22 protein-coding genes and 2 pseudogenes are annotated in these 23,487 nt (G+C 72.5%); 8 read left to right on the forward strand and 16 right to left on the reverse strand.

Features of this window, described 5'->3' with window-relative positions; genetic code table 11:
- The 5 genes from ABZ297_RS24430 to ABZ297_RS24450 form a co-directional block, all read right to left on the reverse strand.
- On the reverse strand, nt 1–1,993 hold a 1,993-nt coding region (locus ABZ297_RS24430), incomplete at its 3' end, for an amino acid adenylation domain-containing protein (RefSeq protein WP_355350345.1).
- 356 nt (nt 1,994–2,349) lie between these two features.
- Nucleotides 2,350–3,582: a cytochrome P450 gene (locus tag ABZ297_RS24435; protein ID WP_355350348.1), complete on the reverse strand. Its 1,233-nt coding sequence runs from the start codon at nt 3,580–3,582 to the stop codon at nt 2,350–2,352.
- Between the two features lie 15 nt (nt 3,583–3,597).
- The gene (locus tag ABZ297_RS24440) at nt 3,598–4,983 is read right to left on the reverse strand and encodes an FAD-dependent oxidoreductase (RefSeq protein WP_355350351.1); all 1,386 of its coding nucleotides are present in this window, start codon (nt 4,981–4,983) and stop codon (nt 3,598–3,600) included.
- The gene (locus ABZ297_RS24445; RefSeq protein WP_355350354.1) at nt 4,973–5,206 is read right to left on the reverse strand and encodes a ferredoxin; all 234 of its coding nucleotides are present in this window, start codon (nt 5,204–5,206) and stop codon (nt 4,973–4,975) included. The genes ABZ297_RS24440 and ABZ297_RS24445 overlap by 11 nt, the downstream gene beginning before the upstream one ends.
- Nucleotides 5,207–5,390: 184 nt before the next feature.
- Nucleotides 5,391–5,645 carry a hypothetical protein gene (locus ABZ297_RS24450; protein ID WP_355350357.1) on the reverse strand — a complete coding sequence of 85 codons (255 nt, stop codon included), beginning with the start codon at nt 5,643–5,645 and terminating at the stop codon, nt 5,391–5,393.
- Between ABZ297_RS24450 and ABZ297_RS24455 the strand changes: the two genes are divergently transcribed.
- Entirely contained in the window at nt 5,644–6,912 is a 1,269-nt protein-coding gene (locus tag ABZ297_RS24455) for a sensor histidine kinase (RefSeq protein ID WP_355350360.1), read from the forward strand. The genes ABZ297_RS24450 and ABZ297_RS24455 overlap by 2 nt on opposite strands.
- Entirely contained in the window at nt 6,909–7,544 is a 636-nt protein-coding gene (locus tag ABZ297_RS24460; protein ID WP_355350363.1) for a response regulator transcription factor, read from the forward strand. Before ABZ297_RS24455 ends, ABZ297_RS24460 begins: the two co-directional genes overlap by 4 nt.
- Here ABZ297_RS24460 and ABZ297_RS24465 read toward each other — a convergent pair.
- Both ABZ297_RS24465 and ABZ297_RS24470 read right to left on the reverse strand, forming a co-directional pair.
- The gene (locus ABZ297_RS24465) at nt 7,534–7,815 is read right to left on the reverse strand and encodes an ATP-binding protein (protein WP_355350448.1); all 282 of its coding nucleotides are present in this window, start codon (nt 7,813–7,815) and stop codon (nt 7,534–7,536) included. The two genes, ABZ297_RS24460 and ABZ297_RS24465, sit on opposite strands and share 11 nt — an antisense overlap.
- A 60-nt stretch (nt 7,816–7,875) precedes the next feature.
- Nucleotides 7,876–8,445 (reverse strand): hypothetical protein, encoded by a 570-nt coding sequence (locus ABZ297_RS24470; protein WP_355350365.1) that lies wholly within the window; start codon nt 8,443–8,445, stop codon nt 7,876–7,878.
- 764 nt (nt 8,446–9,209) lie between these two features.
- Between ABZ297_RS24470 and ABZ297_RS24475 the strand changes: the two genes are divergently transcribed.
- Together ABZ297_RS24475 and ABZ297_RS24480 are read left to right on the forward strand one after the other, a co-directional pair.
- Nucleotides 9,210–10,076: a universal stress protein gene (locus ABZ297_RS24475; RefSeq protein ID WP_355350367.1), complete on the forward strand. Its 867-nt coding sequence runs from the start codon at nt 9,210–9,212 to the stop codon at nt 10,074–10,076.
- The gene (locus ABZ297_RS24480) at nt 10,073–10,654 is read left to right on the forward strand and encodes a CBS domain-containing protein (protein WP_355350369.1); all 582 of its coding nucleotides are present in this window, start codon (nt 10,073–10,075) and stop codon (nt 10,652–10,654) included. Before ABZ297_RS24475 ends, ABZ297_RS24480 begins: the two co-directional genes overlap by 4 nt.
- 71 nt (nt 10,655–10,725) lie before the next feature.
- Here the strand turns inward: ABZ297_RS24480 and ABZ297_RS24485 are convergent, their stop codons facing one another.
- From ABZ297_RS24485 to ABZ297_RS24495, 3 genes are read right to left on the reverse strand one after another with little or no spacing between them, the layout of a single operon-like run.
- A complete protein-coding gene (locus tag ABZ297_RS24485; protein ID WP_355350371.1) occupies nt 10,726–11,373 on the reverse strand; it encodes a pyridoxamine 5'-phosphate oxidase family protein in 648 nt (215 codons plus the stop codon).
- Nucleotides 11,370–13,598: a glycosyl hydrolase family 65 protein gene (locus ABZ297_RS24490; protein ID WP_355350373.1), complete on the reverse strand. Its 2,229-nt coding sequence runs from the start codon at nt 13,596–13,598 to the stop codon at nt 11,370–11,372. Before ABZ297_RS24490 ends, ABZ297_RS24485 begins: the two co-directional genes overlap by 4 nt.
- Nucleotides 13,595–14,344: a beta-phosphoglucomutase family hydrolase gene (locus ABZ297_RS24495; protein ID WP_355350375.1), complete on the reverse strand. Its 750-nt coding sequence runs from the start codon at nt 14,342–14,344 to the stop codon at nt 13,595–13,597. Before ABZ297_RS24495 ends, ABZ297_RS24490 begins: the two co-directional genes overlap by 4 nt.
- Nucleotides 14,345–14,564: 220 nt before the next feature.
- On the opposite strand from ABZ297_RS24495, the gene ABZ297_RS24500 reads away from it, so the two are divergent.
- A complete protein-coding gene (locus ABZ297_RS24500) occupies nt 14,565–14,897 on the forward strand; it encodes a putative quinol monooxygenase (protein WP_355350377.1) in 333 nt (110 codons plus the stop codon).
- Between the two features lie 4 nt (nt 14,898–14,901).
- On the opposite strand, the gene ABZ297_RS24505 is transcribed toward ABZ297_RS24500, so the two are convergent.
- Nucleotides 14,902–15,732, reverse strand: coding sequence for a class I SAM-dependent methyltransferase (locus ABZ297_RS24505; protein WP_355350379.1), 831 nt, complete (start codon nt 15,730–15,732; stop codon nt 14,902–14,904).
- A gap of 238 nt (nt 15,733–15,970) precedes the next feature.
- On the opposite strand from ABZ297_RS24505, the pseudogene ABZ297_RS24510 reads away from it, so the two are divergent.
- Nucleotides 15,971–16,750, forward strand: a pseudogene (locus tag ABZ297_RS24510) (SDR family NAD(P)-dependent oxidoreductase); the annotation flags it as partial.
- An 18-nt stretch (nt 16,751–16,768) separates the two neighbouring features.
- Here ABZ297_RS24510 and ABZ297_RS24515 read toward each other — a convergent pair.
- Complete coding sequence (locus tag ABZ297_RS24515) at nt 16,769–17,083, reverse strand: TrkA C-terminal domain-containing protein (protein WP_355350381.1); 315 nt, start codon at nt 17,081–17,083, stop codon at nt 16,769–16,771.
- A gap of 104 nt (nt 17,084–17,187) precedes the next feature.
- On the opposite strand from ABZ297_RS24515, the pseudogene ABZ297_RS24520 reads away from it, so the two are divergent.
- A pseudogene (locus ABZ297_RS24520) lies at nt 17,188–18,122 on the forward strand (aldo/keto reductase).
- Nucleotides 18,123–18,291: 169 nt separating this feature from the next.
- Here ABZ297_RS24520 and ABZ297_RS24525 read toward each other — a convergent pair.
- A complete protein-coding gene (locus ABZ297_RS24525) occupies nt 18,292–18,537 on the reverse strand; it encodes a hypothetical protein (RefSeq protein ID WP_355350383.1) in 246 nt (81 codons plus the stop codon).
- Between the two features lie 594 nt (nt 18,538–19,131).
- Complete coding sequence (locus ABZ297_RS24530) at nt 19,132–19,632, reverse strand: DUF1269 domain-containing protein (protein ID WP_355350385.1); 501 nt, start codon at nt 19,630–19,632, stop codon at nt 19,132–19,134.
- Between the two features lie 187 nt (nt 19,633–19,819).
- Between ABZ297_RS24530 and ABZ297_RS24535 the strand changes: the two genes are divergently transcribed.
- On the forward strand, nt 19,820–21,085 hold the full coding sequence (locus tag ABZ297_RS24535; protein WP_355350387.1) for an FAD-dependent oxidoreductase: 1,266 nt from the start codon (nt 19,820–19,822) through the stop codon (nt 21,083–21,085).
- A gap of 45 nt (nt 21,086–21,130) precedes the next feature.
- On the opposite strand, the gene ABZ297_RS24540 is transcribed toward ABZ297_RS24535, so the two are convergent.
- Together ABZ297_RS24540 and ABZ297_RS24545 are read right to left on the reverse strand one after the other, a co-directional pair.
- A complete protein-coding gene (locus ABZ297_RS24540) occupies nt 21,131–21,958 on the reverse strand; it encodes an SAM-dependent methyltransferase (protein WP_355350389.1) in 828 nt (275 codons plus the stop codon).
- 131 nt (nt 21,959–22,089) lie between these two features.
- Nucleotides 22,090–23,250, reverse strand: a complete 1,161-nt coding sequence (locus ABZ297_RS24545) for a phosphatidylinositol-specific phospholipase C1-like protein (RefSeq protein ID WP_355350391.1) — start codon at nt 23,248–23,250, stop codon at nt 22,090–22,092.
- Nucleotides 23,251–23,487 lie beyond the last annotated feature (237 nt).

Consider the following 23,487-nt stretch of genomic DNA (forward strand, 5'->3'; position numbering starts at 1 on the left):
TGGCCGCCGCCGCGGACAAGCCCATCCGCCCGGCCGGAGTGACGAACGCCAGCCAGCCCAGCGCCACCCACCACCACGACAGGGTGGGCGTCCACGGCAGGGCGAGCAGGTTGCCGAGGGTGGCGAGCAGCACGAGCCAGCGCATCGCGCCGACGGTCAGCAGCGGCACCATGAGCGCCGACTGCGCCAGGGCGGCCCTGCGGGGCATCGGAGTCACGGCTCGCCGCGTCGTCTCGCCCTCGCCTCTCGCCGACAGCAGCCGGGCGAGCTCCGCCAGGGTCGGGTGCGCGTAGACGTCACCGACCGCCACGTCCGGGAAGTCGGGACGCAGCGCGGAGACCAGCCGGGCCGCGGCGAGACTGGTGCCGCCGTCGGAGAAGAAGTCCGCGCCGGGCCCTTCGGGCGCCACACCGAGAACGCCGGTCCAGCGTTCGGCCAGCAGCTCCTCGACCGGGTCGAACGCGCCGGCGACCGCCTGCGGCTCGGCCAGCGGCCAGGGCAGCGCGTCACGGTCGATCTTTCCGGAGGTCCGGGTGGGGAGGTCGGACACCGGCGCCAGCCGCGGCACCAGGGCCGCGGGCAGCGAGCCGGCCAGCAGCTCGCGAGCCTTCCCGAGGTCGAACCCCGGGCCCGCGACGACGTAGCCGACGAGCACCTGGTGGCCGCCGCCCGCCGTGCGGACCGCGGCGGCGGCGCCCGCGACGCCCGGTAACGACCGCAGCGCGGCGTCCACCTCGCCCAGCTCGATCCGGCGACCGCCCAGCTTCACCTGGTCGTCGGCCCTGCCGACGAAGACCAGCCCCGCCGGGTCGGCCCGCACCAGGTCGCCGCTGCGGTAGGCGCGCTCCCAGCCCAGCGACGGCAGCGGGGCGTACCTCTCGGCGTCCTTCACCGGGTCCAGGTAGCGGGCCAGGCCCACCCCGCCGATGATCAGCTCGCCGGTCTCGCCGATGGCCACGGGGTCGCCCGCGGCGTCCACCACCGCCAGGTCCCAGCCGTCCAGCGGCAGCCCGATGCGGACGGGGTCGTCACCCGTCAGCCGCGCGGCGCACGCGACCACGGTCGCCTCGGTCGGGCCGTAGGTGTTCCAGACCTCCCGGCCCGGGACGGCGAGCCGCTCGGCCAGCTCGGGCGGGCACGCCTCGCCGCCGAAGATGAGCAGCCTGACCGCGTCGAGGCTCTCCACCGGCCAGAGCGCGGCCAGCGTCGGCACCGTCGAGACGACCGTGATGCCCTGCGCCACCAGCCACGGGCCGAGGTCCATCCCGGTACGCACCAGAGCCCTGGGAGCCGGCACCAGACAGGCTCCGTGCCGCCAGGCCAGCCACATCTCCTCGCAGGAGGCGTCGAAGGCCACCGAGAGCCCCGCGAGCACCCGGTCGCCCGGCCACAGCGGCCGGTCGGCGAGGAAGAGCCCCGCCTCGGCGTCGGCGAACGCCGCCGCGGAGCGGTGCGTGACCGCGACGCCCTTCGGCGTGCCGGTCGAGCCGGAGGTGAAGATGATCCAGGCGTCGTCGTCGAGGCCAGGCGGTTCCTCGAGCCGCACGGCCCCGCCGTCCGTGGCGCCGTCTGTGCCCGGCTCGACGGTGATGGCCGGTCCGCCGGTGATGACGGCCGAGACGGCGGCCTCCGCGAAGACGAGCTCCGCCCGCTCCTCCGGGTCGTCGGCGTCGACGGGCACGTACGCGGCCCCGGCGGCGAGCACGCCGAGGATCGCGACGTACAGCTCGGCGGTCCCGGACGGCACTCGCACGCCCACCCTGTCACCGCGGCCGATCCCGGCCCGCCTGAGCTCGCCCGCCATCCGGTCCACCTCCGCGCGCAGCGAGAGGTAGTCCAGCCGCCTGCTTCCGTCGTCGAGCGCGAGCGCGTCCGGGTGGGTGCGCGTGGTCTCGTCGAGGATGTCGAGCAGGGTGCGGGGCGGCGGCGCCAGCAGGCCCGCCGGATAGACCGCGCGCGAGGCCGTCGACGCGAGCACAGGAGACGCGAGCACAGGAGACGCGAGCACAGGAGACGCGGGCACGGGAGACGCGGGCATGGGAGACGCGGGCATGGGAGACGCGGGCATGGGAGACGCGGGCATGGGAGAGGACCCGGACGGATTCGGACGCAAACGCTACTCCCTGAGTCAGGCGGTCGGCAGCGGGCGCCCGCCAGAAGGGGCGAGTACCGCGGCACCCGTTCATCCGCCGCTGTCGTGGCGTTCGCGCCACCCCGGTCCCAACGGCCGCGAATTGGCCCATATTCCGCCGTTTGCGGGATTTCCAGGAAGCGCCAGGTCGCCGCCCACCGCCATCCGGGGGCCCGAACCCGTCCGGACAGCCCGCCCGCGCTCAGCCGCCGCGCGGGCTACCGGGTGAGGCCGCTGAAGGCGAGCGGCAGGTGGCGGGGGCCGCGCAGCACCGGGTTCGACCGGTAGGGCGGCGGGTCCTCGACGAGTTGCGGGTCGCCGAGCCTGCGCGCCAGTTCCGTCAGCGCGAGCTGCGCCTCCAGCCGGGCCAGGGGCGCGCCGAAGCAGTAGTGGACACCGCTGCCGAAGCCGAGATGCTGGTTGTCCAGGCGCTCCGGGGCGAACCGGTCCGGGTCGTGGAAGCGCCTGGGGTCCCGGTTGCCGGAGGCCAGGAACAGCCAGATGGGCGAGCCCTTGGGAATGGTCGTGCCGGCGACGTCGATGTCGGCCAGGCAGGTGCGCTGGGGCAGGAACTGCACCGGCGGCTCGAACCGCAGCAGCTCCTCCACCAGCCGGGGCGCCAGGGCGGGATCGTCGCGCAGCCGCTTGAGCACGTCCGGGTTGCGCAGCAGGGTGAGCATCCCGTTGGTGATGAGGTTGACGGTCGTCTCATGGCCGGCGATGAGGAGCAGCACTCCCGTGACGGTCAGCTCCATCGCCGACAGCTGCCCGTCCGCGCTCCGGTCGGTGACCAGCGCGGAGAACATGTCGTCCCCGGGCAGGCGGCGGCGCTCCTCGATGAGCTCGGCGAGATACCGTCCCAGCTCGACACGGGCCTGCTGCGAGTTGCGCACCCGCTCCTCCGGGTCCTGGTCGGTGCCGAAGTCCAGGCCGGCGACGATCGCCTCGGCCCAGCGGTGGAAGAGCCGCTCGTCCTCGTGCGGCACCCCCAGCACCTTGCAGATCACCATCACGGGGAAGGGGTAGGCGAAGTCCTCGACCAGGTCGATCTGGTCCTTGCCGTCGAAGCCGTCGATCAGGGCGGAGACCATCTGGGCGAGCTCGCCGCGCATGTCGTGGATCCGCCGCGGGCTCACCGGCGGTCCGAACGGCCGCGTCACCATCCGGCGCACCCGGTCGTGCTCGGGCGGGTCGAGCCTGATGAAGCTGGGGGGCAGGTTCGGATCGTCCTCCGCCAGGGGCGGCCCGCCCGCCAGCGGGTCGCGGTTGCGGGCGTCGGAGCTGATCCGCGGATCGTGCAGCAGGCCGAGGATCTCCCAGTACGTGCTGACGGCGTAGACGCCGTCGTGCTGCCGGGCCACCGGCGTCCGGCGGAGCTCGGCATACAAGGGGTAGGGGTCGGCGCGGTTGTCGTAGTCGAGGATCTGCTGCACCAGGGTGTCGGCGGACATGGCGGAAGCCCTTCGTCAGGCGCGAGCCGGCGTGAACGTGACCCGCCGCTCGCTGGGTGAGTAGCCGCTCACGGTGACGCTGGGCCCGTGAGTCGGCAGGGAAGGATCGGGGAAGCAGGCCGGGATCGGCCGCATGCCGTCCAGCCTCCGGTCGACGGTGGCGAAGTCCGGCGGGAACGGCGCCGCCGACTCGATCAGCCCTCGGTAGAACTCCAGCCACTTGGCCTGGTCGAAGCTGACGGCGGCGATGACGCGTCCCTGGTAGCCGTAGGCCGCGACGAACCGGCGCTCCGAGAGCGCCCCCTGCGGCACCACGAGGTCCTCGCCCATCGGCGGGACGCCGATCGACTTGATGTTCACGCCGAACTGCGCCGACCAGAAGGCCGGCACCCACAGGTGCGGCCGCCGCTCGGGCCCGGGGCTGATCATGTTGTGCGCCGCCACCTCGGCCTGCTCGACCGCGTTGCCCCAGTGCTCCAGCGACAGGAACTGGTAGCCGAACAGCGGGTGCGGCGACCGGGCGACGTCGCCGGCGACGAAGATGTCGTCGGTGACGATGCCGTTGACGTCGAAGGCCCGGCACCCGGCGTCGCAGGCGATGCCCCGCGGGCCGGCTGCCAGCCCCGACCCCCGCAGCCACTCGGTGTTGCGCGTCGCGCCCAGCGCGATCACCGCCACGTCGGCGTCCAGCGCGGTGCCGTCCGACAGGTGCGCGCGCCTGAGCCGCCCGGCCTGGTCGCCTTCGAGCGAGGTCACCGTGAGGCCGCAGCGCAGATCGACGCCGTGCTCGCGCTGCAGCTCCGCCGCGACCGCGCCGATGACGCCGCCGAGCGCCCCCACGAGGGGAGCCGCGCCCCGCTCGACGACCGTGACGTCCAGCGACCGTTCCCGGCAGGCCGAGGCGATCTCGGAGCCGGTGAACCCGGCGCCGACGATGAGCACCCTGCGCGGCCCGGCGGCCAACCGCCGGTTCAGCTGGCCCGCGTCGGAGCTGGTACGCAGGACGAAGACGCCGTCCAGCTCCGCCTCCATCTCCCTGACCCACGGCCGCGCCCGGGTACCGGTCGTGATCAGCAGGCGGTCGAACCCGACCTCCTCGCCGTCGGCCAGGCGCACCTTCTTGCCCGCCAGGTCCAGCCCGACGGCCGCCGACCCGAGCCGCCAGCGCACGTCCAGCGGGCAGCGCCAGGGCAGCGAGGTGGCGTCCGCGGGCACCCGTCCGAGCAGGACCTGCTTCGACAGCGGCGGACGGTCGTAGGCGACGCGCGACTCGTCGCCGATCACGGTCACCGCGCCGGTGAAGCCCTCCTCGCGCAGCGTCTCGGCCGCCCGCAGGCCCGCCAGGGAGGCTCCCACGATGACGATGTGACCCTCGCGCCGCCCGGCCCCCTCATCGGCCATGCGGACCAGCCCCCGCCGTGTCGAGCTCGGACTCGGTCCCGTCGGCGAAGATGGCCTGGACCGGGCAGGCCGCGACGGCCCGCATGACCTGCTCGCGCTGCGCCTCGTCGGCGTGGGGGGCGTACATCAGCGCTTCCTCACCGTGCATCGTGAACACGTCCGGCGCCAGGAACGCGCACTGCGCGTAGCCCTGGCAGCGGTTGAGGTCGACGACCAGCCTCATGAGCCCCTGCCCCTTCACCCCGGTTGGGTCACCCTGCTGAACAGGGAAAATGCCCGCATGGCGGCGGACATCGCGGTGTTTGGCGGTACCTTTGCCGACACGGCGGCAAACAGTGGCCGACCGCCCGGATGTCCCGTCGTGCGCGAGAGCACGACTTCGCGCCCGAAGCCACGCTCTCGGCCGGTCAGCGGGTTTCGGCGGGGGCCCGGTCGCGTGGTCCGGCCCGCAGGATGACGAGGCCGGTCAGCGTGAGGGCGCAGGCCATCAGGACGAGCTGGACGCCGAAGGTGACGTCCTGGGTGGGGAGCAGCCTGTAGCCGAGGTGGAAGCCGGTGTGCACCCCGACCGCCATCCAGACGGAGCCGCTACGCGCCCGTGCCGCCGCGCACGCGAAGCCGAGATCACGCCGCGCCGCCGGTGACCTTAGGGTCGAGGGCATGAAGCGTTGGAGCGCGCAGCGCGCGCGGGCCGACGACGCCTGCGACCACCCGCGCGGCCGGTCGGCCGGAGGTGGTGGGGCGGCCGAGGGCGGCCGGTCGCTGGGCGCGCGGTTGGCCGGTGGTTGCCGGTCGGCGGTGCGGCGGCTGGGGGCGTTGCGTGACCCCGAGCGTCCGATGCTGTTCAGCGTGGTGTTCTGGGTCGTGCTGGCCGCCACGGTCTTCGGCCCCGTCGCGGAGGCGTACAGCACGATCGACCTGCTCCTGTTCGGCGTCAACGCCGCGCTGGTCCTGAGCCTGTGGCCGGCGCTGGGATGGACTCCCGGCCACGCGCACCGCGCCGCCGCCCCGGCGTTCCTCGCGGCCACGCTCATGCTCGGGTTCACCGGCTCATACAGCACCCACCTGCTGCTGACCTTGATCGCGGTGGCCAACCTCGCCGTCACCTACGGCATGCGCGCGGGAGTCGCCATCCTGGGCGGCGTGTTCACGGCGGTGTTCGCCGTGACGCTGATGTACGGCCGGACGGTGCTCGACGCCCTCTTCCAGGTCACGGTCATAGCGGTCTTCGCCGCGTTCACGCTCGGCATGACGTCCGTCGTGCTGGAGGCGCGTCGCAGCCGGGAGGAGGCACGGCGGCTCCTTGAGCGGGTCAGGGAGCTGGCCGTGGCCGAGGAGCGCGCCAGGATGGGCGCGGAGATGCACGACTCGATCGGCCACCACCTGACGGTGATCAAGGTGGGGCTGGAGAACGCGGAACGCTTCCGCGACCGCCGTCCCGACGCCGCCTGGGACGAGGTGCGCCAGGCCAAGGAGCTGACCGCCGAGGCGCTGGCCGACGCCCGCCGCTGGGTGCGCGCGCTGCGCCCCCTCGCGCTGGACGGGCACGTCGGCAGCGCGGCGCTGGCCCGCCTGGCGGCGTCGTTCGACGGCACCGGCGTCTCGGTCGCCTTCGAGGTGGTCGGCCGCGAGCGTCCCCTGGAGCCCGACGCGGAACTGGTGCTCTACCGCGCCCTGCAGGAGGGGCTGACCAACGCGCTGCGGCACGCCGAGGCCGGCCACGTGCGCGGCAGGCTGGTCTTCGACGCCGACCAGGTCACGCTCGTGATCGCCGACGACGGCCGGGGGCACTCCCACGACACGGGCGGGTTCGGGCTGACCTCGCTGGCCGAGCGCGCCAGAGCGCTCGACGGCACGCTGTCGGCCGGCGGCGCCCCCGGCGGCGGGTTCGAGCTGCGCGTCGCCCTGCCGGCCGGGGCGCGGGTATGAGGCCGGTCAGGGTGCTGCTGGTCGACGACCAGGTGCTCATGCGGCAGGGCCTGCGCAAGCTCCTGGAGATCGAAGACGGCATCGAGGTCGTGGGCGAGGCCGCCGACGGCGAGGCGGCGCTGCGCGCGGTGCCCGGATGCGGCCCGGACGTCGCGCTGGTCGACGCCCGGATGCCGCGCATGGACGGCGTCGAGCTGATCGCCCGCCTGACGGCGGAGCACCCCCGGGTGGCGGCGATCGTCCTCAGCACCTTCGACGAGGACGAGTACGTCTTCGGGGCGCTGCGCGCGGGGGCCGTCGGCTACCTGATGAAGGACTGCTCGCCGGACGACCTGGTCTCCGCCATCCACCGGGCCGCCCGGGGGGAGACCGTGCTCGCCAGCCCGGTGGCGGCCCGCCTGGTCGCCGAGCTCCGTCACGTCCCGCAGGGCCGGAGCGGGTTCCACGGGGAGGAGCGGCTGTCCTCGCGCGAGGCGGAGGTGGCCAGGCTGGTCGCGGCCGGCGCCTCCAACAGGGAGATCGCCACCAGGCTGTTCATCACGGAGGGCACAGTCAAGAACCACGTGTCCAGCGCGCTGCGCAAGCTCGGCCTCCGCGACCGGACCCAGCTGGCCCTGCACCTCAGGAGCTGACCCCGGCCACCTCGGCCGCGCCGGGCCTCCCGGAGCCCCCGCCGGGGAACAGGACGGTGACGGCGAGCCCGCCCCCGAGGTTGGGGACCGCCGTGATCCGGGCGTCGTGGGCGTGGACGATGGCGGCGACGATCGACAGGCCGAGCCCCGCCGACCCGGCACGGTCGCCGTGCAGGCGGCGGAAGGGCTCGAAGAGCTCGGGGACCTGCTCGGCGGTGACGGGCGAGCCGGTGTTGCCGATCGTCAGCCCGTCGCCGGGCGACAGGCGGATCGTGACGCTGCCGCCGGGATGGTTGTAGCGGGTCGCGGCCGGTGCGGGCGAGCACGATCATCACTGAACAGCGGGAAGGTGGCGCTGCCAGGTCAGGCGCACGGTGATGCGCGACCTGTGAGAACCGTCCCATTTCGTTCGCAGCCCCTGGGCGTTCAACGCGGCCATCACACGTTCTCCCACCTCGACTGCCTTGACTGGATCGGAATCGGACGTGAACGTGCCGTACGACAGCCGCAGCTCGCCGTCGGTCACCGCATTCTCGGTGTCCTGCTGGTGGTAGAACACGAACCCGTCCCGGCTGACTCCATCGGGGACCTCGCCGCCGATCTCCGCAACGCCGCACGTCTGACAGCAGGTGAAGTTCTCCCTGGCCACGATCCCGGCCTTGTTGAGGTAAGCGAACGCTTTCTCCAGCCTTTCGTTGTCGGTGACCTCCGGCCGGCTCTCCTGTTCTTTCTGCCACGCTGCCCACACCTGGTCGACGATGCGCTCGATCTCACCTTCCCCGAGCTCGAAGTCGACCATGATCAGGGCTTCCTCCGCCATCTCGGCCAGGTCTTCGACGATGTCGTCACGACCGCCGAAATCGGACCTCACCAGGTCGTACGCCTCCTCCTCGATCACCACCCTGGCGGCGATCGCCCCGAGCTCGACCGCGGGCACGTTCAGATCAAGGTCCCTGGCACGCTCGACGAGCTCCTCGAACAGGGCCTCGATATCATCGGCTCCGTTGGCGTAACGGGCCCGGGCATGAACTCCCAGGACGGTGCGAGGATCTGGCTGCTGCACGGTGTCTCCGTTCGGCGGGAGCGATCTTGGCATCGCAGATCCTAACCACGCAGATCACACCGTATGGCCTTATTCGGCGAGCAAGGACCCGCGCGACCTGCTCGATATCAGAACAGCCACAACCACAAAAGCCCAGGTCAGGTACTCACCTAGTGGCTCCGCCATTGGCTGCGCTTGGGACCACCCAACACACGCCACAGTGCTGGGAAACGATCTGTGTCCTTCTGGGAAGCGATCTCCCTCGGCCGCGGATGTCGCAGGCCAGACCAACTCGTGAACACCCCTCAGGCGATCTCGGTGCCGCCTGACAGCAGGCTCACCCAGGCGGTGTCGGGACGTCGCGCCAGGGCCGCGGCGATGGCCGTGCCCGCGAGGTGGGGGAGCAGCGCAGGCGGATCGCCCAGGAGACGTAGCCGGCCCGCAGGCCGTCGACGACGCCGACCACCCGGGCAGTCCCGGCCGCAGCCCCAGCCGCGGTCCCGGCCGTCAAGGACGGCACGACTAGGGACCAATGGCACCCGCATGCGGGACTTCGGGCTCAGGCGGGCGGGCACCCGTTCCGTGAAGCTGGTAGTGGGAGCCCGACTCGTGAGGGAGACGCGATGGCTGGACGGATCGTGGTCGGCGTGGACGGTTCCGCGCCCGCGACGGCGGCGGTGGAGTGGGCGGCGGACGACGCCCGGCGCAGTGGGCTGACCCTGCGGGTCGTGCACGTGTGCGAGCCGTGGCCGCACGGCGTCGGCGAACCACGCGGCGACTACTGCGCGGGCGCGCTGGAGGCCGCCGCCGACCTGGCGCGCGGGCTCGCTCCGGACGTCGAGGTGACGACGGCGATGCTGGCGGGGAACGTCATTGAGGCGCTCATCGCCGAGTCGGCGTCGGTGGGCAGCGTGGTGCTGGGCAGCCGGGGGCTCGGCGGGTTCGCCGGGATGGTCCTCGGTTCGGTCGGCATGGCGGTCGCGGGCCACGCGCAGGGCCCGGTCGTGATCGTGCGCGACCCCAGCGCGGCGGGGCTCGGCCCCGAACCGGTCGAGCACGGGCAGATCGCCGTCGGGTTCGACGGGTCCGAGCACTCCGAGGCGGCCATGGAGTACGCGCTCACGCAGGCCCGCGCGCGTGACGCGCGGCTGCGGGTCGTCTACGCGTGGCAGCCGCCGATCTTCTCGCCGTACGCGGCCGGCTACGGCGGGGTGCTGGAGGACGTGTTCCAGCAGGAGGTACGCGCGGCGCGGGAGCGGGTGGCGCCGTGGCGGGAGAAGTACCCCGAGGTCGAGATCACCGAACAGGAGGTGTGCGAGCACCCGGTGAGCGCCCTGATCAAGGCCGCGGCCGCGGTCGACCTGCTCGTGGTGGGGTCGCGGGGGTTGGGGGGCTTCGCCTCGGCGGTGCTCGGGTCGGTGAGCCACGCGGTGCTGCACCACGTGACCTGCCCGGTCGCGGTGGTACGACCACGCGGGGAGGCGTCATGAACACACCGACCGGCGAGCGGCTGGAAAGCTCGGAGACGTCCCGGAGCGCGGCGCGGTCCGCGCGAGCGGGCGGGCCGGAAACCGTTGCTTCGCAGCGAGGTGGGCCGGCGGAGGCGACGGGTGTCGAGTCGCTGACCGCCGAGCACGTGATGAGCCGGATCCTGGTGGCCGTCAAGGCGGACGAGTCGCCGCTGATGGCCTGGGAGCTGATGCGCCGGGCGGGCGTGCACCACCTGCCGGTCGTCGACGGGCGGCACGTGCTGGGAATCCTGTCGCGGGAGGAGCTGGCGGCGTCCTGGTCGGGCGGCCCCGAGGAGCAGTCGAGCCGCCAGGTCCGCACGTTGCTCGGACGCGGGCGCAGGCCGCGGGTCCAGCCTGTCACCCCGCTGGCGCGGGTCGCGGCCGTCATGATCGACGCGGGCTGCGACGCCGTCCCCGTGGTGTCCGAGCACGGGCTGGTCGGCATGATCACCGCGTGGGACGTCATGATGGCGGTGGCCGGCCGGGTCCCGCACGCGGAGCTCACCGGCGAGGTCGTCACCGGCATGTTCCACCTCGAGCCGGTGCTGCCGGGCTGACCGCGTGCCACCCGGCCCGCAGCCGGCTCACAGCCGGCTGAAGCGGGGGCGGCCGGGTGGCGCCCCCCGCGTCAGAGGCCGTGGACGCGGCGGCCGGTGATCTGGTGCGGGACGATCCGGATGTACAGCTCGCGCCGGCCGCCCACCCACGGTGTGACGCCGCACTCGATCACCTTCGGCAGCTCCTCTTCTGAGACGTGGTGGGCGGGCCCCTGGATCATGACGCTCCACCCCTCGTGCCTGGCCTCGTCGATGCTGTCGACCTCGAAGCCGATCTTGATGTCCACGCCTTCCAGGCCGCTGCGCAGGTCCTGGTCCATCGGGCCGCCGTGCGCGGTGCGGAAGACGACGGCGCCCTCGTACAGCTTGTAGTTGACGGGCAGCACGGTCGGCCCGTTCGGACTGGTGAAGGCGACCCGCCCGATGCCGCCCGGGGCGATCAGACGCAGGCACTGGTCGGTGTCGAGCGTCTCCACGGACGGATGGGCCATGGCGGGGCCCCGGCCGGGAGGCTTCTCCGCGCCGCCGCCGAGCAGCTCGTCCACCGTCGTCTCCAGAGCGCCGGCCAGCTGCGACAGCGTGTCGCTGGTCGGCGAGCCCGGCTGTTCCTCCAGGTACTTCAGGTATCCCGCCGACATCTCCGCACGGTCGGCCAGCTGTTCGATGCTCAGGCCGAGCCGCTCGCGGTGATGGGCGATGCGGCGTCCGAGATCGGTCATGATCGGTTCCCCCTGGTGAAGGTGCGGGCCCGCCGGTGGTCGGCGTCGATCTGGATGTGCGCGCCGCGGAACAGGACGGGCATGGACAGGATCTTGAGCTGGTCGGGGAGCAGGGGGTCGAGCCGCAGGCCGTCGGCGTGGATCTCCAGGCCGAGGTAGCAGCGTTGCAGGAGGTCGAGCGTGCCGCCCATGGCTCCGAGGTGGATGCCTTCCGCCGTGGTGCCGTGCTGGACGTCCTCGATGTCGCTGCGCAGCGCCTCGGTGAAGAAGTGCCACGACCGGGCCCGGTCCGATCGGGCCAGCACCCACGCGTGCACGACGGCGCTGAGGGTGGAGCCGTGGCTGGTGCGGTCCAGGTAGTAGTGGATCGTGCGGGGGATGAGACCGGGATCCGCCAGGTAGTTGAGCCCGTCCAGGATGTCGAGGAGTTCGTCGGCGGTCAGCAGGTAGAACAGCATGAGGGTGTCGGCCTGCTTGGACGCCTTGTAGCGGTTGACGTCGTCACCGTCGGCTTCGAGGGCGCGGTCGAGGCGGCGCACGCCGCGGTAGCGCTCCCAGTCCAGGTCCTTGAGGTCGGCGTAGCCGGTGAACTGGCTGATGACGCCGTCGTGGAAGTCGACCCTGACGCGGCGGGTGATGTCCTCCCAGCGCGACAGCTCGTGGGCGGTGGCGGGCAGGCCGGGCAGCAGCCGCATGGTGTCGCGGGCGCGGCGCAGCAGCCAGACCGTCATGATGTTGGTGTAGGCGTTGTTGGCCAGGCCCGGCGACGCGGCGCCCGGGTAGGTCTCGTGGTATTCGTCCGGGCCCATGACGCCGCGGATCTCGTACCGTCCCGACACCGGGTCGAGGACGGCCAGCGACGCGAAGAAGCGGGCGATCTCCAGGAGCAGCTCGGCGCACCACGGCGGCATCGAGCCGGTCGCCAGGTAGTGCTGCCAGACGTTGTAGGCGATGCCGAGGCCGACGTGCCGTTGCAGGCGGGAGTTGTCGGGCAGCCAGCGTCCCGAGACGGGGTTGAGGTGCGTCGTCTGCGTCTCCTCCTGCCCGTCGCTGCCGCTCTGCCAGGGGAACATGGCGCCGTCGAACCCGCTCGCCCGCGCCGCCGCGCGGGCCTCGGGCAGCCGCCGCCACCGGTAGCGCAGCAGGCCGAGCGAGATCTCGGGGAAGCGCAGGTTCAGCCAGGGCAGGACGAACAGCTCGTCCCAGAACACGTGGCCGCGGTAGGCCTCGCCGTGCAGCCCGCGCGCGGGGACCCCGACGTCGAGGTCCGCCGTGTGCGGGGAGAGGGTCTGGAGCAGGTGAAAGATGTGCAGGTGGACGATCTGCGCGATCTCCGGCCCGTCCACGTCGATCCCGGCGCGCTCCCACAGCCCTTCCCAGGCCGCCGCGTGCTGCGCCATCAGCGCGTCGAAGTGCGGCGCGCGCCGGGCGGCGCGGATCGCCGCCGAGCGCGGATCGTGGATGGCGGGATCGCGCGAGGTGGTCAGGGCCACGATCTTGGCGAGCGTCGCAGGCTCGTTCTCGACGAGATCGAGGACGTGGTCGGTGGTGACTCTGTCGGGTTCTTCGGTGACCCGGGGCTCGCCCGAGTCGGTGCGGGCGGCGAGGGCGACGGTGATCCCCGACGAGCGGGTCATGGCGGTGAGCCAGGTCACGCCGTCCAGGGCGCCGGTGGTGTAGCAGGTGAGATGGTCGCCGCGCAGGTCACGGTAGCGAGCAACGCCGCTGTTGGTCACCCGGCCGTCGAGCGCGGCGCGGACGCGGAGCCGGCCCGTCCAGTTCTCCGCGGTGAAGGTGGTCTCCAGGGCGGCCAGCCGCGGGTCGGCCATGGAGACCAGCCGGCGCTGCCGCACCTGCGTGACGCGGTCCTGCCGGTCGCGCCAGCGCAGCTCCCGGAGCAGGACCCCGTGGCGCATGTCGAGCTCCTGACGGTACTCCAGCAGGTCGGCCCGTTCCGGGTGGAACCAGGCCGCGCCGGGCGTGGCGAACGTCAGGGGCAGCCAGTCGGGGAGGTTGACCAGGTCCTCGTTGGTCACCACCCGCCCCTCGACCGTGGACGGCAGGCGGTTGTAGCAGCCGGCGGCGTAGGTGCCCGGCGTCCGCGCCCGTCCGTCGGGTGACGCGCCCCGCGTGGCGAAGCGGCCGTTGCCGAGCGTGCACAGCGCCTCCCGCAGCCCCTCGGAGGCGGGGTCGTAGCCCTCGTAGGACAGGCTCCACGGGTTCATGTCCGGCTCACGGGGACGCGGCCGGTGACGGCGAGTTCGGCCAGGTCGGTCAGGACGGCGTCGGCTCCGGCGTGGCGCATCGCCGCAGCCTGGGACCGTGACCGGTCCACCCCGACGACGAGGGCGAAGCCGCCCCTGCGTCCGGCCTCGACGCCCGGCAGCGCGTCCTCGATGACCGCCGTCTCCTCCGGCGGGGAGTCGAGGCGGCGGGCCGCTTCGAGGAACAGGGCGGGGTCCGGCTTGCCGGGCAGGCCGAGCCGGGCGGCCTCGTCACCGTCCACCAGGACGTCGAACAGGTGGATCAGGCCCGCTGAGGCGATGACGTCGCGGCAGTGCGTGCTGGCGGAGACCACGGCGGTCCGGCAGCCGCGCTGTCGCAGCTCGTGCAGCAGCGCGACGGTCGAGGGGAAGGCGGCCACGCCGTGCTCGCGGATCTGTCGGCGGAAGAGCGCGTCCTTGGCCAGGCCGAGGCCGTGCACGGTGGGCGCGCCCGGCTCGTCCCGCGGGCCGCCCTCGGGCAGGGTGATGCCCCGGGAGGCCAGGAAGGCGCGGACACCGTCGAGCCGCGAGCGCCCGTCGACGTGGCGCAGGTAGTCCTCGCGGACGTCGAACGGGGTCGCGCGGCCGCGCAGGAAGTGGTCGAAGACGTGCTTCCAGGCGGCCGCGTGCACGCGGGCGGTGTCGGTGACGACTCCGTCGGTGTCGAAGACGACCGCGCGGACGGTCGCGAGGTCGATGGCGGCCATATCGGGACGCTACCCACAGCCCGCCCGGCCGCACATGGCCGTTGGACCCCGGCCACCGGGACCTCCGGCCCCGCCTTCCCACCCCGCCTTCGCGCCCGGCCTTCCCGCCCTGCCTTCCCGCCAGGGCGATCCGGCGCCCGCCGCGCCCTGCGCCTCCCTCCTGAGCGGAGGCCTGCCGATAGCCTCGACGCGTACACCGCTGACCGGAGGGATGACACCGATGATCTTCATTACCGCGAAGTTCCGCGTCCTGCCCGAACACGCCGACCGCTGGCCCGAGATCGCCGGGGAGTTCACCCGGGCGACCCGCGCCGAGCCTGGCTGCCTGTGGTTCGACTGGTCGCGCAGCGTGGCGGATCCGACCGAGTACGTTCTGGTCGAAGCGTTCCGTGACGACGAGGCCGGGGCGGCGCACGTCCAGTCGGAGCACTTCAGGCAGGCGCAGCGGACCCTGCCGCCGCACCTCGCCGAGACGCCCCGGATCGTGAACGCGACCGTCCCGCAGGACGACTGGTCACGGCTGGGGGAGCTGGCCGTCCCCGAGCGGGACTGACCGCTCAGAAGCGGTAGCGCAGGATGCGGGCGCCCTGCCGCGACACCGCGGTGCTGAGCGCCATCAGCCGGGCCAGCGCGCGCAGCGGCTGCGGGAACGACGCCACCTCGGGCGCGCGCGTGAGCAGCTGCTCCTCCGCCAGGGTGAGCCCGGCCCGCCAGCCTTCCGGCTCGCGGGGGTCGTCGAAGCCCTCGCCGCCTCTGATGCCGAGGGCCTTCATGGCCGGGTGGTAGCGCATCGACCATCCGGCGAAGCGGGTGTAGCCGTTCAGCGCCAGCTCCCCGGAGGGGAAGTGGGCCGTCAGCGTCCGCGTCAGCGCCTGGAAGGTCTCTTCGGGCAGGAAGGGCATGACGCCGTCCGCCACGATCATGGCGGGCCGGTCGGACGGGATCGCGTCCAGCCAGCCCGCCGCCGTGAGGTCGGCGGCGACCTGGTGGGCGTGCGCCCGCTCCGGCACGACGTCGGCGCGCAGCTTGATGACCTTCGGGTAGTCGATGTCGTACCAGTCGACGCCGTCGGGCGGGTCGCAGCGGAACACCCGGGTGTCGAGGCCGCAGCCCAGGTCGAGGACCACGGCCTGGGGGTTGGCCCGGCAGAACCGCCTGACGATGTCGTCCAGCTTGCCGCCCCGCAGCGCCGTGCCGGACACGACGCTCGCTGACGCCTTGAGCTTGGCGAAGTCGTAGTCGAGCCGCTTCACCACCTCGTCCGACATCATGTCGTGCAGGATCGAGCCTGGCAGCCTGCTGTCGAGCGCGCGGGCGTAGAGGGTGAGGAGCAGGGTCTCCTGGATCGTGGTGAGGGCGGGTACCGGCGTGCGGCGCTGGAGCGCCATGATGTGCCTTCTTTCTGTTTCTGAGGTCGGGACGGTCAGCGGCGCATCTGCTCGACGCTCTCGCGGGTCGGGGTTGTTGCTAGGTGTTTCAACTCTGGCTGAAATCGCTAGCATGGTCAAGTCGTTCAGACTCGTTCATAGGAGTGACCATGGTTGAACTGCGGTTCGACGGCCGGGTGGCGATCGTCACCGGCGCCGCGCGGGGCATCGGGCGCGAGCACGCGCTGCTGCTGGCCAGGAGGGGGCGGCCGTCGTCGTCACCGACCTCGCCGACGAGGCGGACTCGGCGGGCGGCGTGGCGGCCGAGATCGTCCAAGCCGGAGGCACGGCCATCGCCCACCACGCCTCGGTCGCCACCGAACAGGGCGCGAGGTCCATCGTCGAGGCGGCCGTCGCCGCGTTCGGGCGGCTGGATGTCGTCGTCAACAACGCCGGTTTCGCCCGCCCGGCCGCCTTCCCCGACATCCCCGTCGAGCAGTTCCAGCGCTCACTGGACGTGCACTTCCTCGGCACCGTGACGGTCACCGCCGCCGCCTGGCCGCACCTGTGCCGGGCCGGGCACGGACGGGTGGTGAACACCGTCTCAGAAGGCATGCTCGGCACCGACCTGATGACCGCGTACGGCGCGGCCAAGGGCGCGGTCTTCGGCTTCAGCCGCAACCTCGCGGTGGAGGCCGTCGCCCACGACGTGCGGGTGAACTGCGTCGCCCCGCGCGCGGGCACCCGGATGGCCGAGGATATGCTGGCCGCCCTCGACCTGCCCGCCGAGGCGATCGAGCAGCTGAAGGCGAGCATGCCGGCCCACCTGGTCGCCCCCGCGGCCGCCTACCTCGCGCACGAGTCGTGCGAGCTCAACGGCGAGGTGCTCTGCGTCGGCAGCGGCAAGGTCTCCAGGCTGGCCGTCGTCGAGTCGGCCGGCTACACCTCGGCCGACCTGTCTGTCGAGGACGTCGCGGCCCACCTCGCCCAGATCGCCGACCTGGGCAGCGCCCAGCCGCGCGGCCCCCTCGGCGGCTGAACCGAGCGGCCCGATCGGTCAAGGGAGCTCGGCGAAGCGCTCCACCTGCTCGGTCCGGCCGGAGACGATGACGGTGTCGCCGTAGCTCAGCTCGGTCTCGGCGGTGGCGTACGTGAACGCCTCGCCCGGGCTCTTGACCGCGACGATGGTGACGCCGCACTTGCGCCGCAGACCCGACCGTCCCAGAGTGACCCCGCGTACTTCTGGGCGGGCGGGTCTTGGCGAGGGCGTGGGACGCCGGTCGATGGCCAGCACCTGCGGCGGCCAGCAGCAGCGCCGCCCACACGGGATCTTGAGCGCCCAGGTTGACCTGGAGCGCGCTCCAGCGCCCATACTCCTGCTCGATCCCGCCCATGGAGAGGAGCCCCATGAAATACCGCACGATCGGCACGGACCCGAGCACGCGCCGCCAGGTGAGCGTCCTGAGCCTCGGCGCCATGCTGTTCGGCACGGTCACCGACGAGGCGACCTCGTTCGCCATCCTGGACCGCTACGTCGAGGCCGGCGGCACCTTCGTCGACACCGCCAACAACTACGCCTTCTGGGTCAACGGCACCCAGGGCGGGGAGAGCGAGGCGCTGCTCGGCCGCTGGCGCCGCAGCCGCGGCATCGGGGACGAGATCGTCATCGCCACCAAGCTCGGCGGCCGGCCGCTGGCGGCCTCGACCACGCTGTCCCGCGACATCGAGGGCCTGTCGGCCAAGGTGATCAGGGAACAGTCGGAGCGGAGCAGGGAACGGCTCGGCGTGGAACGGCTGGACCTGCTGTACGGGCACGTCGAGATCCTGCGAGCGCCGCTGGAGGAGATCGTCGAGGCCTTCGGCGAGCTGGTCGTCGAAGGCTCCGTCGGGCTGCTGGGGGCCAGCAACCACTGGGCGTGGAGCGTGGAACGGGCCAGGGCCCTCGCTGCGGCGGCCGGGCTGCCCGGCTACGAGGTCCTCCAGTACCACCACTCCTACCTGCGCCAGCGTACCGACCAGCCGACGCTGCGCTCTCCTGACGGCAACCTCGGCGTGCTCAGCGGCGACATGCTCAGCTACCTGCGGGCCGACCCGCACCTCGCGCTGGTGGCGTACTCGCCGCTGCTCGGCGGCGCCTACGTCCGCGAGGACAAGCCGCTGGCTGCCGGCCTCTACCACGCGGACGCGCCCGCCCGCCTCGCGGCGCTGCAGGAGGTGGCCAAGGAGACGGGGCGAGCGTCAACCAGGTGGTGCTCGCCTGGCTGATCGGGGCCGAGGTTCCGGCGATCCCGCTGGTCGGTGCGTCCTCGGTGGCGCAACTGGACGAGAGCCTGGCCGCGGTGGACCTGGAACTGACGCCGGAACAGCGCGCGAAGCTCGAGCTCCGCGAGCTCCACGACCCGGCGAGCTGACGCCTGCCCGTGGCGTCGCGCGCCTCGAACGAGGCGCGCTGACCCGGTTGACGTTCAGGCGCTGCGTCAGAGCGCTCGGCCGGTGTTCAGGTGCCGCGCAAACGTCCGGCTGAGGTTCGCAAACGTCCGGCTGAGGTCAAGGTGCCGCGCCGGAGCGCCTGGGTGACGTTCAAGCGGTGCGCCAGCGGGCACGGTCGCCGTTGTGCGAGCTGCACCGCAGCGACCTGCCCGCCTTGGACCGGCCGAGTGCGCCCTGCGGCGAGCAGAACGCTCCGCGGTGGATGCCGGACTGTACGGCGCGGTTCAGCACCTGCGGGGGCACCGTCGGCGTGGACCTGGGCTTGGGCCCGTGCGCGGTCGCCGTCGGCGTGGGCCGGAGCCTGGACCTGTGCGCTGCCTTGCGAGGCGTCTTCACCGCTGTCGGTGACGGGGAAGAAGACGCGGGCCCCGGCGTCGGTGTGGCCGTTGTCGGAGCCGGGCTCCGGAGATCCTCGGCCGGCCGGCTTGCGGACGGGGTCGCGAACGGCGGAGCCGTGGTGGAGGCCGCCGGGATGGGTTGGGTGGAGCCGCTGGAAGCCGAGCAGCCGCCCGTGAGGACGGCGGCGGCGGCGAGAGCCGCGACTGCCAGCGTGGAACGGTCCATGCGGAGTGAACGCATCGTTGAGCCCTCCATGGGGGAACTGGGACGCAACGTTAGACGACGCAGAGTAGCCAGAAGTTGTCACAGAGTGTTGGCGTCGTTCCTCGGAACCGCCGCGGCGGCCGTCTCCCGCCCGCTGAAGGCCGCCTGGCGGTCGCGTCGAGCGCTCGGCCCAGGAGAGGCCGCCTCTGATGGGACGCTCTCCACTATGCGGCTGAGATGCGCGCACGGGTCCGGCGTGACCCGGCGAGCGGGGTCCGGGTCACGCTGCAGTTGTCGGGACGTCCCGCGGCCGTGGACGGCCGCCCCGCCCGCTGCCGCGGGTGGTCGCTGCCACGACCAGCCCGAGCTCGACGGCGGATGCCGGCGTCAGGACGGGGCGTGTGCGGCGGTCTCGAGCGCCTGGCGCAGCTGGGCCTCCGCCTCGTTGCTGAGCGAGGTCTTCATGATGTGACCGCCGAACTTGGTGACCTCCGGCAGCACCTTGTCCGGCGTGCTCCGCACCACCAGCATGAACAGCGCCGCCGTGCCGGGCGCCAGCTTGGTGCCCAGCTCCCGCATGAAGCTGTCGTCCACGCCGACGTCGGTCATCGCGCCGCCCGCCGCCCCGCCCGCGGCGCCGAGCGCCATGCCGAGCAGCGGCATGAAGAACAGCAGGCCGATCAGCCCGCCCCAGAGCGCGCCGCCGGCCGCGCCCACGCCGACCGTGCTGCGGGTCTGGTGCAGCTTGATCTTCCCGTCAGGGCGGCTCTCGACGACGGCCACGTCCTCGAGCTGGATGAGGTTCTCTTTCTGCAGGCCGAACAGCTTGTCGCGGACCTGGTTGGCGGTGGCGACGTCCGGATAGGCGATGGCGATCAGGTGGCTCACGGCGTGGACCTCCGAGCTGGACGGTGATGACACGACAGGTCTCTCCCGCGACGGCTGTGGACATGGCCAAGGGCTGGTGAAAGTCCTGGCAGCCGCCACCGCCCGCGCCGATCCGGGATGCCGCTTGACCTCGCGGTCCCATCGCGTCATGCTGAATTTATTCAACAGGCGATGAAAAAGGTGGGCCATGACCGAGCACACGACCTGCGTCGTCGTAGGGGGCGGACCTGCCGGAATGGTGCTGGGCCTGCTGCTGGCCCGGGCCGGCGTCGAGGTGACCGTCCTGGAGAAGCACGGCGACTTCCTGCGGGACTTCCGCGGCGACACCGTGCACCCCTCGACCCTCCGGCTCCTGGACGAACTGGGGCTGGGGGAGAGGTTCGCCGCGTTGCCGCAGAGCCGCGTCGAGGAGACGGCCTTCCCGGTCGAGGGCGGCAGCACGCTCGTGCTGGCAGACTTCCGGCTGCTCAAGACCCCGCACCCGTACATCGCGATGGTGCCGCAGTGGGACCTGCTCAACCTGCTCGCCGACGCCGGTCGCGCGGAAGCGCACTTCCACCTGCGGATGGACACCGAGGTCACCGACCTGATCCGGGAGTCGGGACGGGTGGCAGGAGTGCGGTACCGCACGGCCGACGGTGAAACCGGCGAGCTGCGCTCGGAACTGGTCGTGGGCTGCGACGGCCGCTGGTCGGTCGTCCGCGCCGGTGCGCGTCTGCGGCCACGGGAGTTCCCGGTGCCGATCGACGTCTGGTGGTTCCGCCTGCCCCGCCACGCGGACGACGGAGCGACGGCCCTCGTGCCCAGCATGCGCAAGGGCCACTTCGCCGCCGTCATACCGCGCGAGGACTACTTCCAGATCGCCTACCTGGCGCGCAAGGGCCTCGACGCGCGGCTGCGAGCCGAGGGGATCGACCGGTTCCGCGAGCGGATCGTCGCCGCCCTGCCGCGCTTCGCCGACCGGGTCGGCACGCTGCAGTCCATGGACGAGGTGAAGCACCTCGACGTCCGGCTGAACCTGCTGCGGCGCTGGCACGTCGAGGGGGCGCTGTGCATCGGCGACGCGGCGCACGCGATGTCACCGATCGGCGGCGTGGGGATCAACCTCGCGGTACAGGACGCCGTCGCCACCGCACGGCTGCTGGCCGGACCACTGCGGCGCGGACGCGTCACGAGCGGCGACCTGGCGAAGGTGAACCGGCGTCGCCGGCTGCCGACGGTGCTGGTGCAGACGATCCAGCGGGCCATGCACCGGGGCATCGTCCGCCCGGTGATCGAGGGCCGGCGCAGCGGGCCGCCGAAGGCGGTGGTCGCGATCCTGGACCGGATCCCCGGCGTCCGGTTCATCCCTGCCTACCTCATCGGCATCGGCTTCCTCGCGGAACGCGCACCGGCGTTCGCGAGGCGCTCCCCGCGCACACCGATCAGCCGCCCCACCCTCGAACGCCGCTGAGCTCCGAGGCCGGGCAGGCGGTCGGGCGCCCCCTTGCGAGACAGGTCAGCCGGGGACGCGGGCCACGCCGGCCAGGATGCCGGGCTGGTCGTAGTCGACCGGGGAGCCGGGTTCGGCATCCGGGTCCCAGGACGCGACGGGGACGATGCCCGGCGCGAGCAGTTCCAGGCCGGCGAAGTAGCCGGAGATCTGGTCGTACCCGCGACGGGCGATCCCGCCGGACGTCGTCCCGGAGTAGACCTGCTGGCCCGTCTTCGCCATGTCCATGCTGGCGTTGCCCTCGTACACGTGGGACAGCACGAGGTGGCCGCCGGGCCCGAGCCGGTCGCGGACGCGCGCGGCGATCCGGTCGGCCTCGGCGTCGTCCGGGATGAAGTGCAGCACCGCCACCAGCAGGACGGCGAAGGGCTGGGTGAGGTCGAGGTGCTCGCGGACGCGCGGGTCGTCGAGGATGGCGTCGGAGTCCCTGAGGTCGCCGTGCAGGGCGAGGACGTCGGAGTCCCTGGCGAGCAGCGCCCGCGCGTGGGTCAGCACGATGGGGTCGTTGTCCACGTACACCACGCGCGCGCCCGGGGCGTGCCGCTGTGCCACCTGGTGGACGTTGTCCTGGGTCGGCAGCCCGGCGCCGACGTCGATGAACTGGCGCACTCCCGCCTCGGCGAGCAGGCGCACGGCCCTGCCGAGGAAGCGGCGGTTCTCCTGGGCGATCTGCCGGGCGTCGTTCCCCATCTGCCGGCCGAGCTCGATCATCTTCTCGGCCGCCTCGCGGTCGGACGGGAAGTTGTCCTTGCCTCCGAGGTAGTAGTCGTACATGCGAGCGACGCTCGGGATGTGCGGGTTGATCCCCTCAGGCACCTGGCCAAGGTCGCTCACACGACCACCCCTCTCGTTGTGGATCTTCTCGCGCCGATTGTAGGCAAATACCGGGCAAAAGGTGGCGCTCTTACCGCGCGCAACGGCCGATCGCCGGTCATCCGCGAGCGGGATGACCGGCGCCTGCCCGCCTACTGCTCAGCGGATACGGTGACCCCCTTCTCCAGGTTCTGGTCGTGGCAGCCGCGCGGCGCGATCACCGGGTTGCACCGGGCGACGGCCCCGCCGGGTAGCTCGGCCACGTAGTCGCTGCCGTTCCTGGCGGACAGGCCGATCACCGGGAAGTCGGTGCTGATCATCTGCGCCCCGCTGTCGAGCGCGGCGCGCAGCCGGCCGGTGTCGCCCGACCTGGCCTCGGTGAACGGGACGTCCGACCGGGTGCGGACGTAGTAGCCGCGCCGCACCATGTCCTGGATCTGCGCCAGGTTGGCGCCGGTCGGCTCGTTCCAGCCGACGAACGCCGCGTCGGGACGGCCAGGGCGCGAGTTGGTGAACAGCACCCGCCCCTCCAGGCTGGGCTTGCCCGCCAGGTACGGCTGCTGGATCTCCGGCGCCTGGTTGTCCATGAAGAACATCACCTTGCCCCGCGACTCGGACAGCTTGGGCCAGCCGTCCTTGAGCACCGACTGCTCCAGCGTCAGGCCGGGCTTGCGGACGTCGTCCGGCCTGATGAGCCGGTCGTCGGGGAAGACGGAGCGGATCTCCGCGTCCAGCGCGTCCAGCAGCGCCTGGTCCCACTTCGGGCTCTTGGCGCCGCCGAGCGCCTCCTTGGCCGGGTCGGTGCTCTTCAGCTCGGTCAGGATCGTCACCGGCACGTGCCCGGGGTGCGCGTCGGACCACTCGCGCACCTGACGCAGGCAGGTGACCAGGGCCGAGCAGTTGGTGCCGTAGTCATGGTCGGCCCAGTGCAGCACCTTGAAGCCCGGCTTGCGGAGCTCGGGGTCGGTCAGCGGGGGAAGTCCCGCGTCGCGCCGGACGAGGGGGCTGGCGTAGAGGCCGCCCTGCGGGTCGGGGAAGACGTCGAGTTCGATGCCGCGCACCCGCTGCGCGCCGAGCTGGTTCGGCAGCGCGGTGTGCGAGTACTGAAGGTTCCACCAGCCGGAGTCGGTCTTGCGCTGAACGTCCTTCTCGGCGTCGGTCAGCTCTCTGTGGTAGCTGTTGTGGGTGGCCATGGTCTGGATCTGGTTGATCCGGAGGGTGCCGTCGCCCGCCGTGACGGCGTCGGCGGGTACGGCCGCGAGCGCCGCCAGTGCGGTGGCGGCGATCACGAAGGGGAAGCGTCCGAGGCGCATGGGTCTCCTAGTGTTCGAGGTACGAGGACAGACCGTCTTGGGGCGCGGTGAACTCTTGATCACCGAAAACACAAATATGCCGGAAAAATGCGGGAACGTCCCGTAGGAGATCATGGAAGGCCGCCGTCGGAGGAGCTGCCTGTTAGCGTTACTGGATAAACGGGTGAGCACGTGGCGGTGAGATCGCGCGACGGCGGGCCAGGTGCCAGGCCCGCGGTGCTGGGCGACGTGGCCGAG

It is taken from the genome of Nonomuraea sp. NPDC005983 (genome assembly GCF_040614375.1).
Lineage (GTDB): Bacteria > Actinomycetota > Actinomycetes > Streptosporangiales > Streptosporangiaceae > Nonomuraea.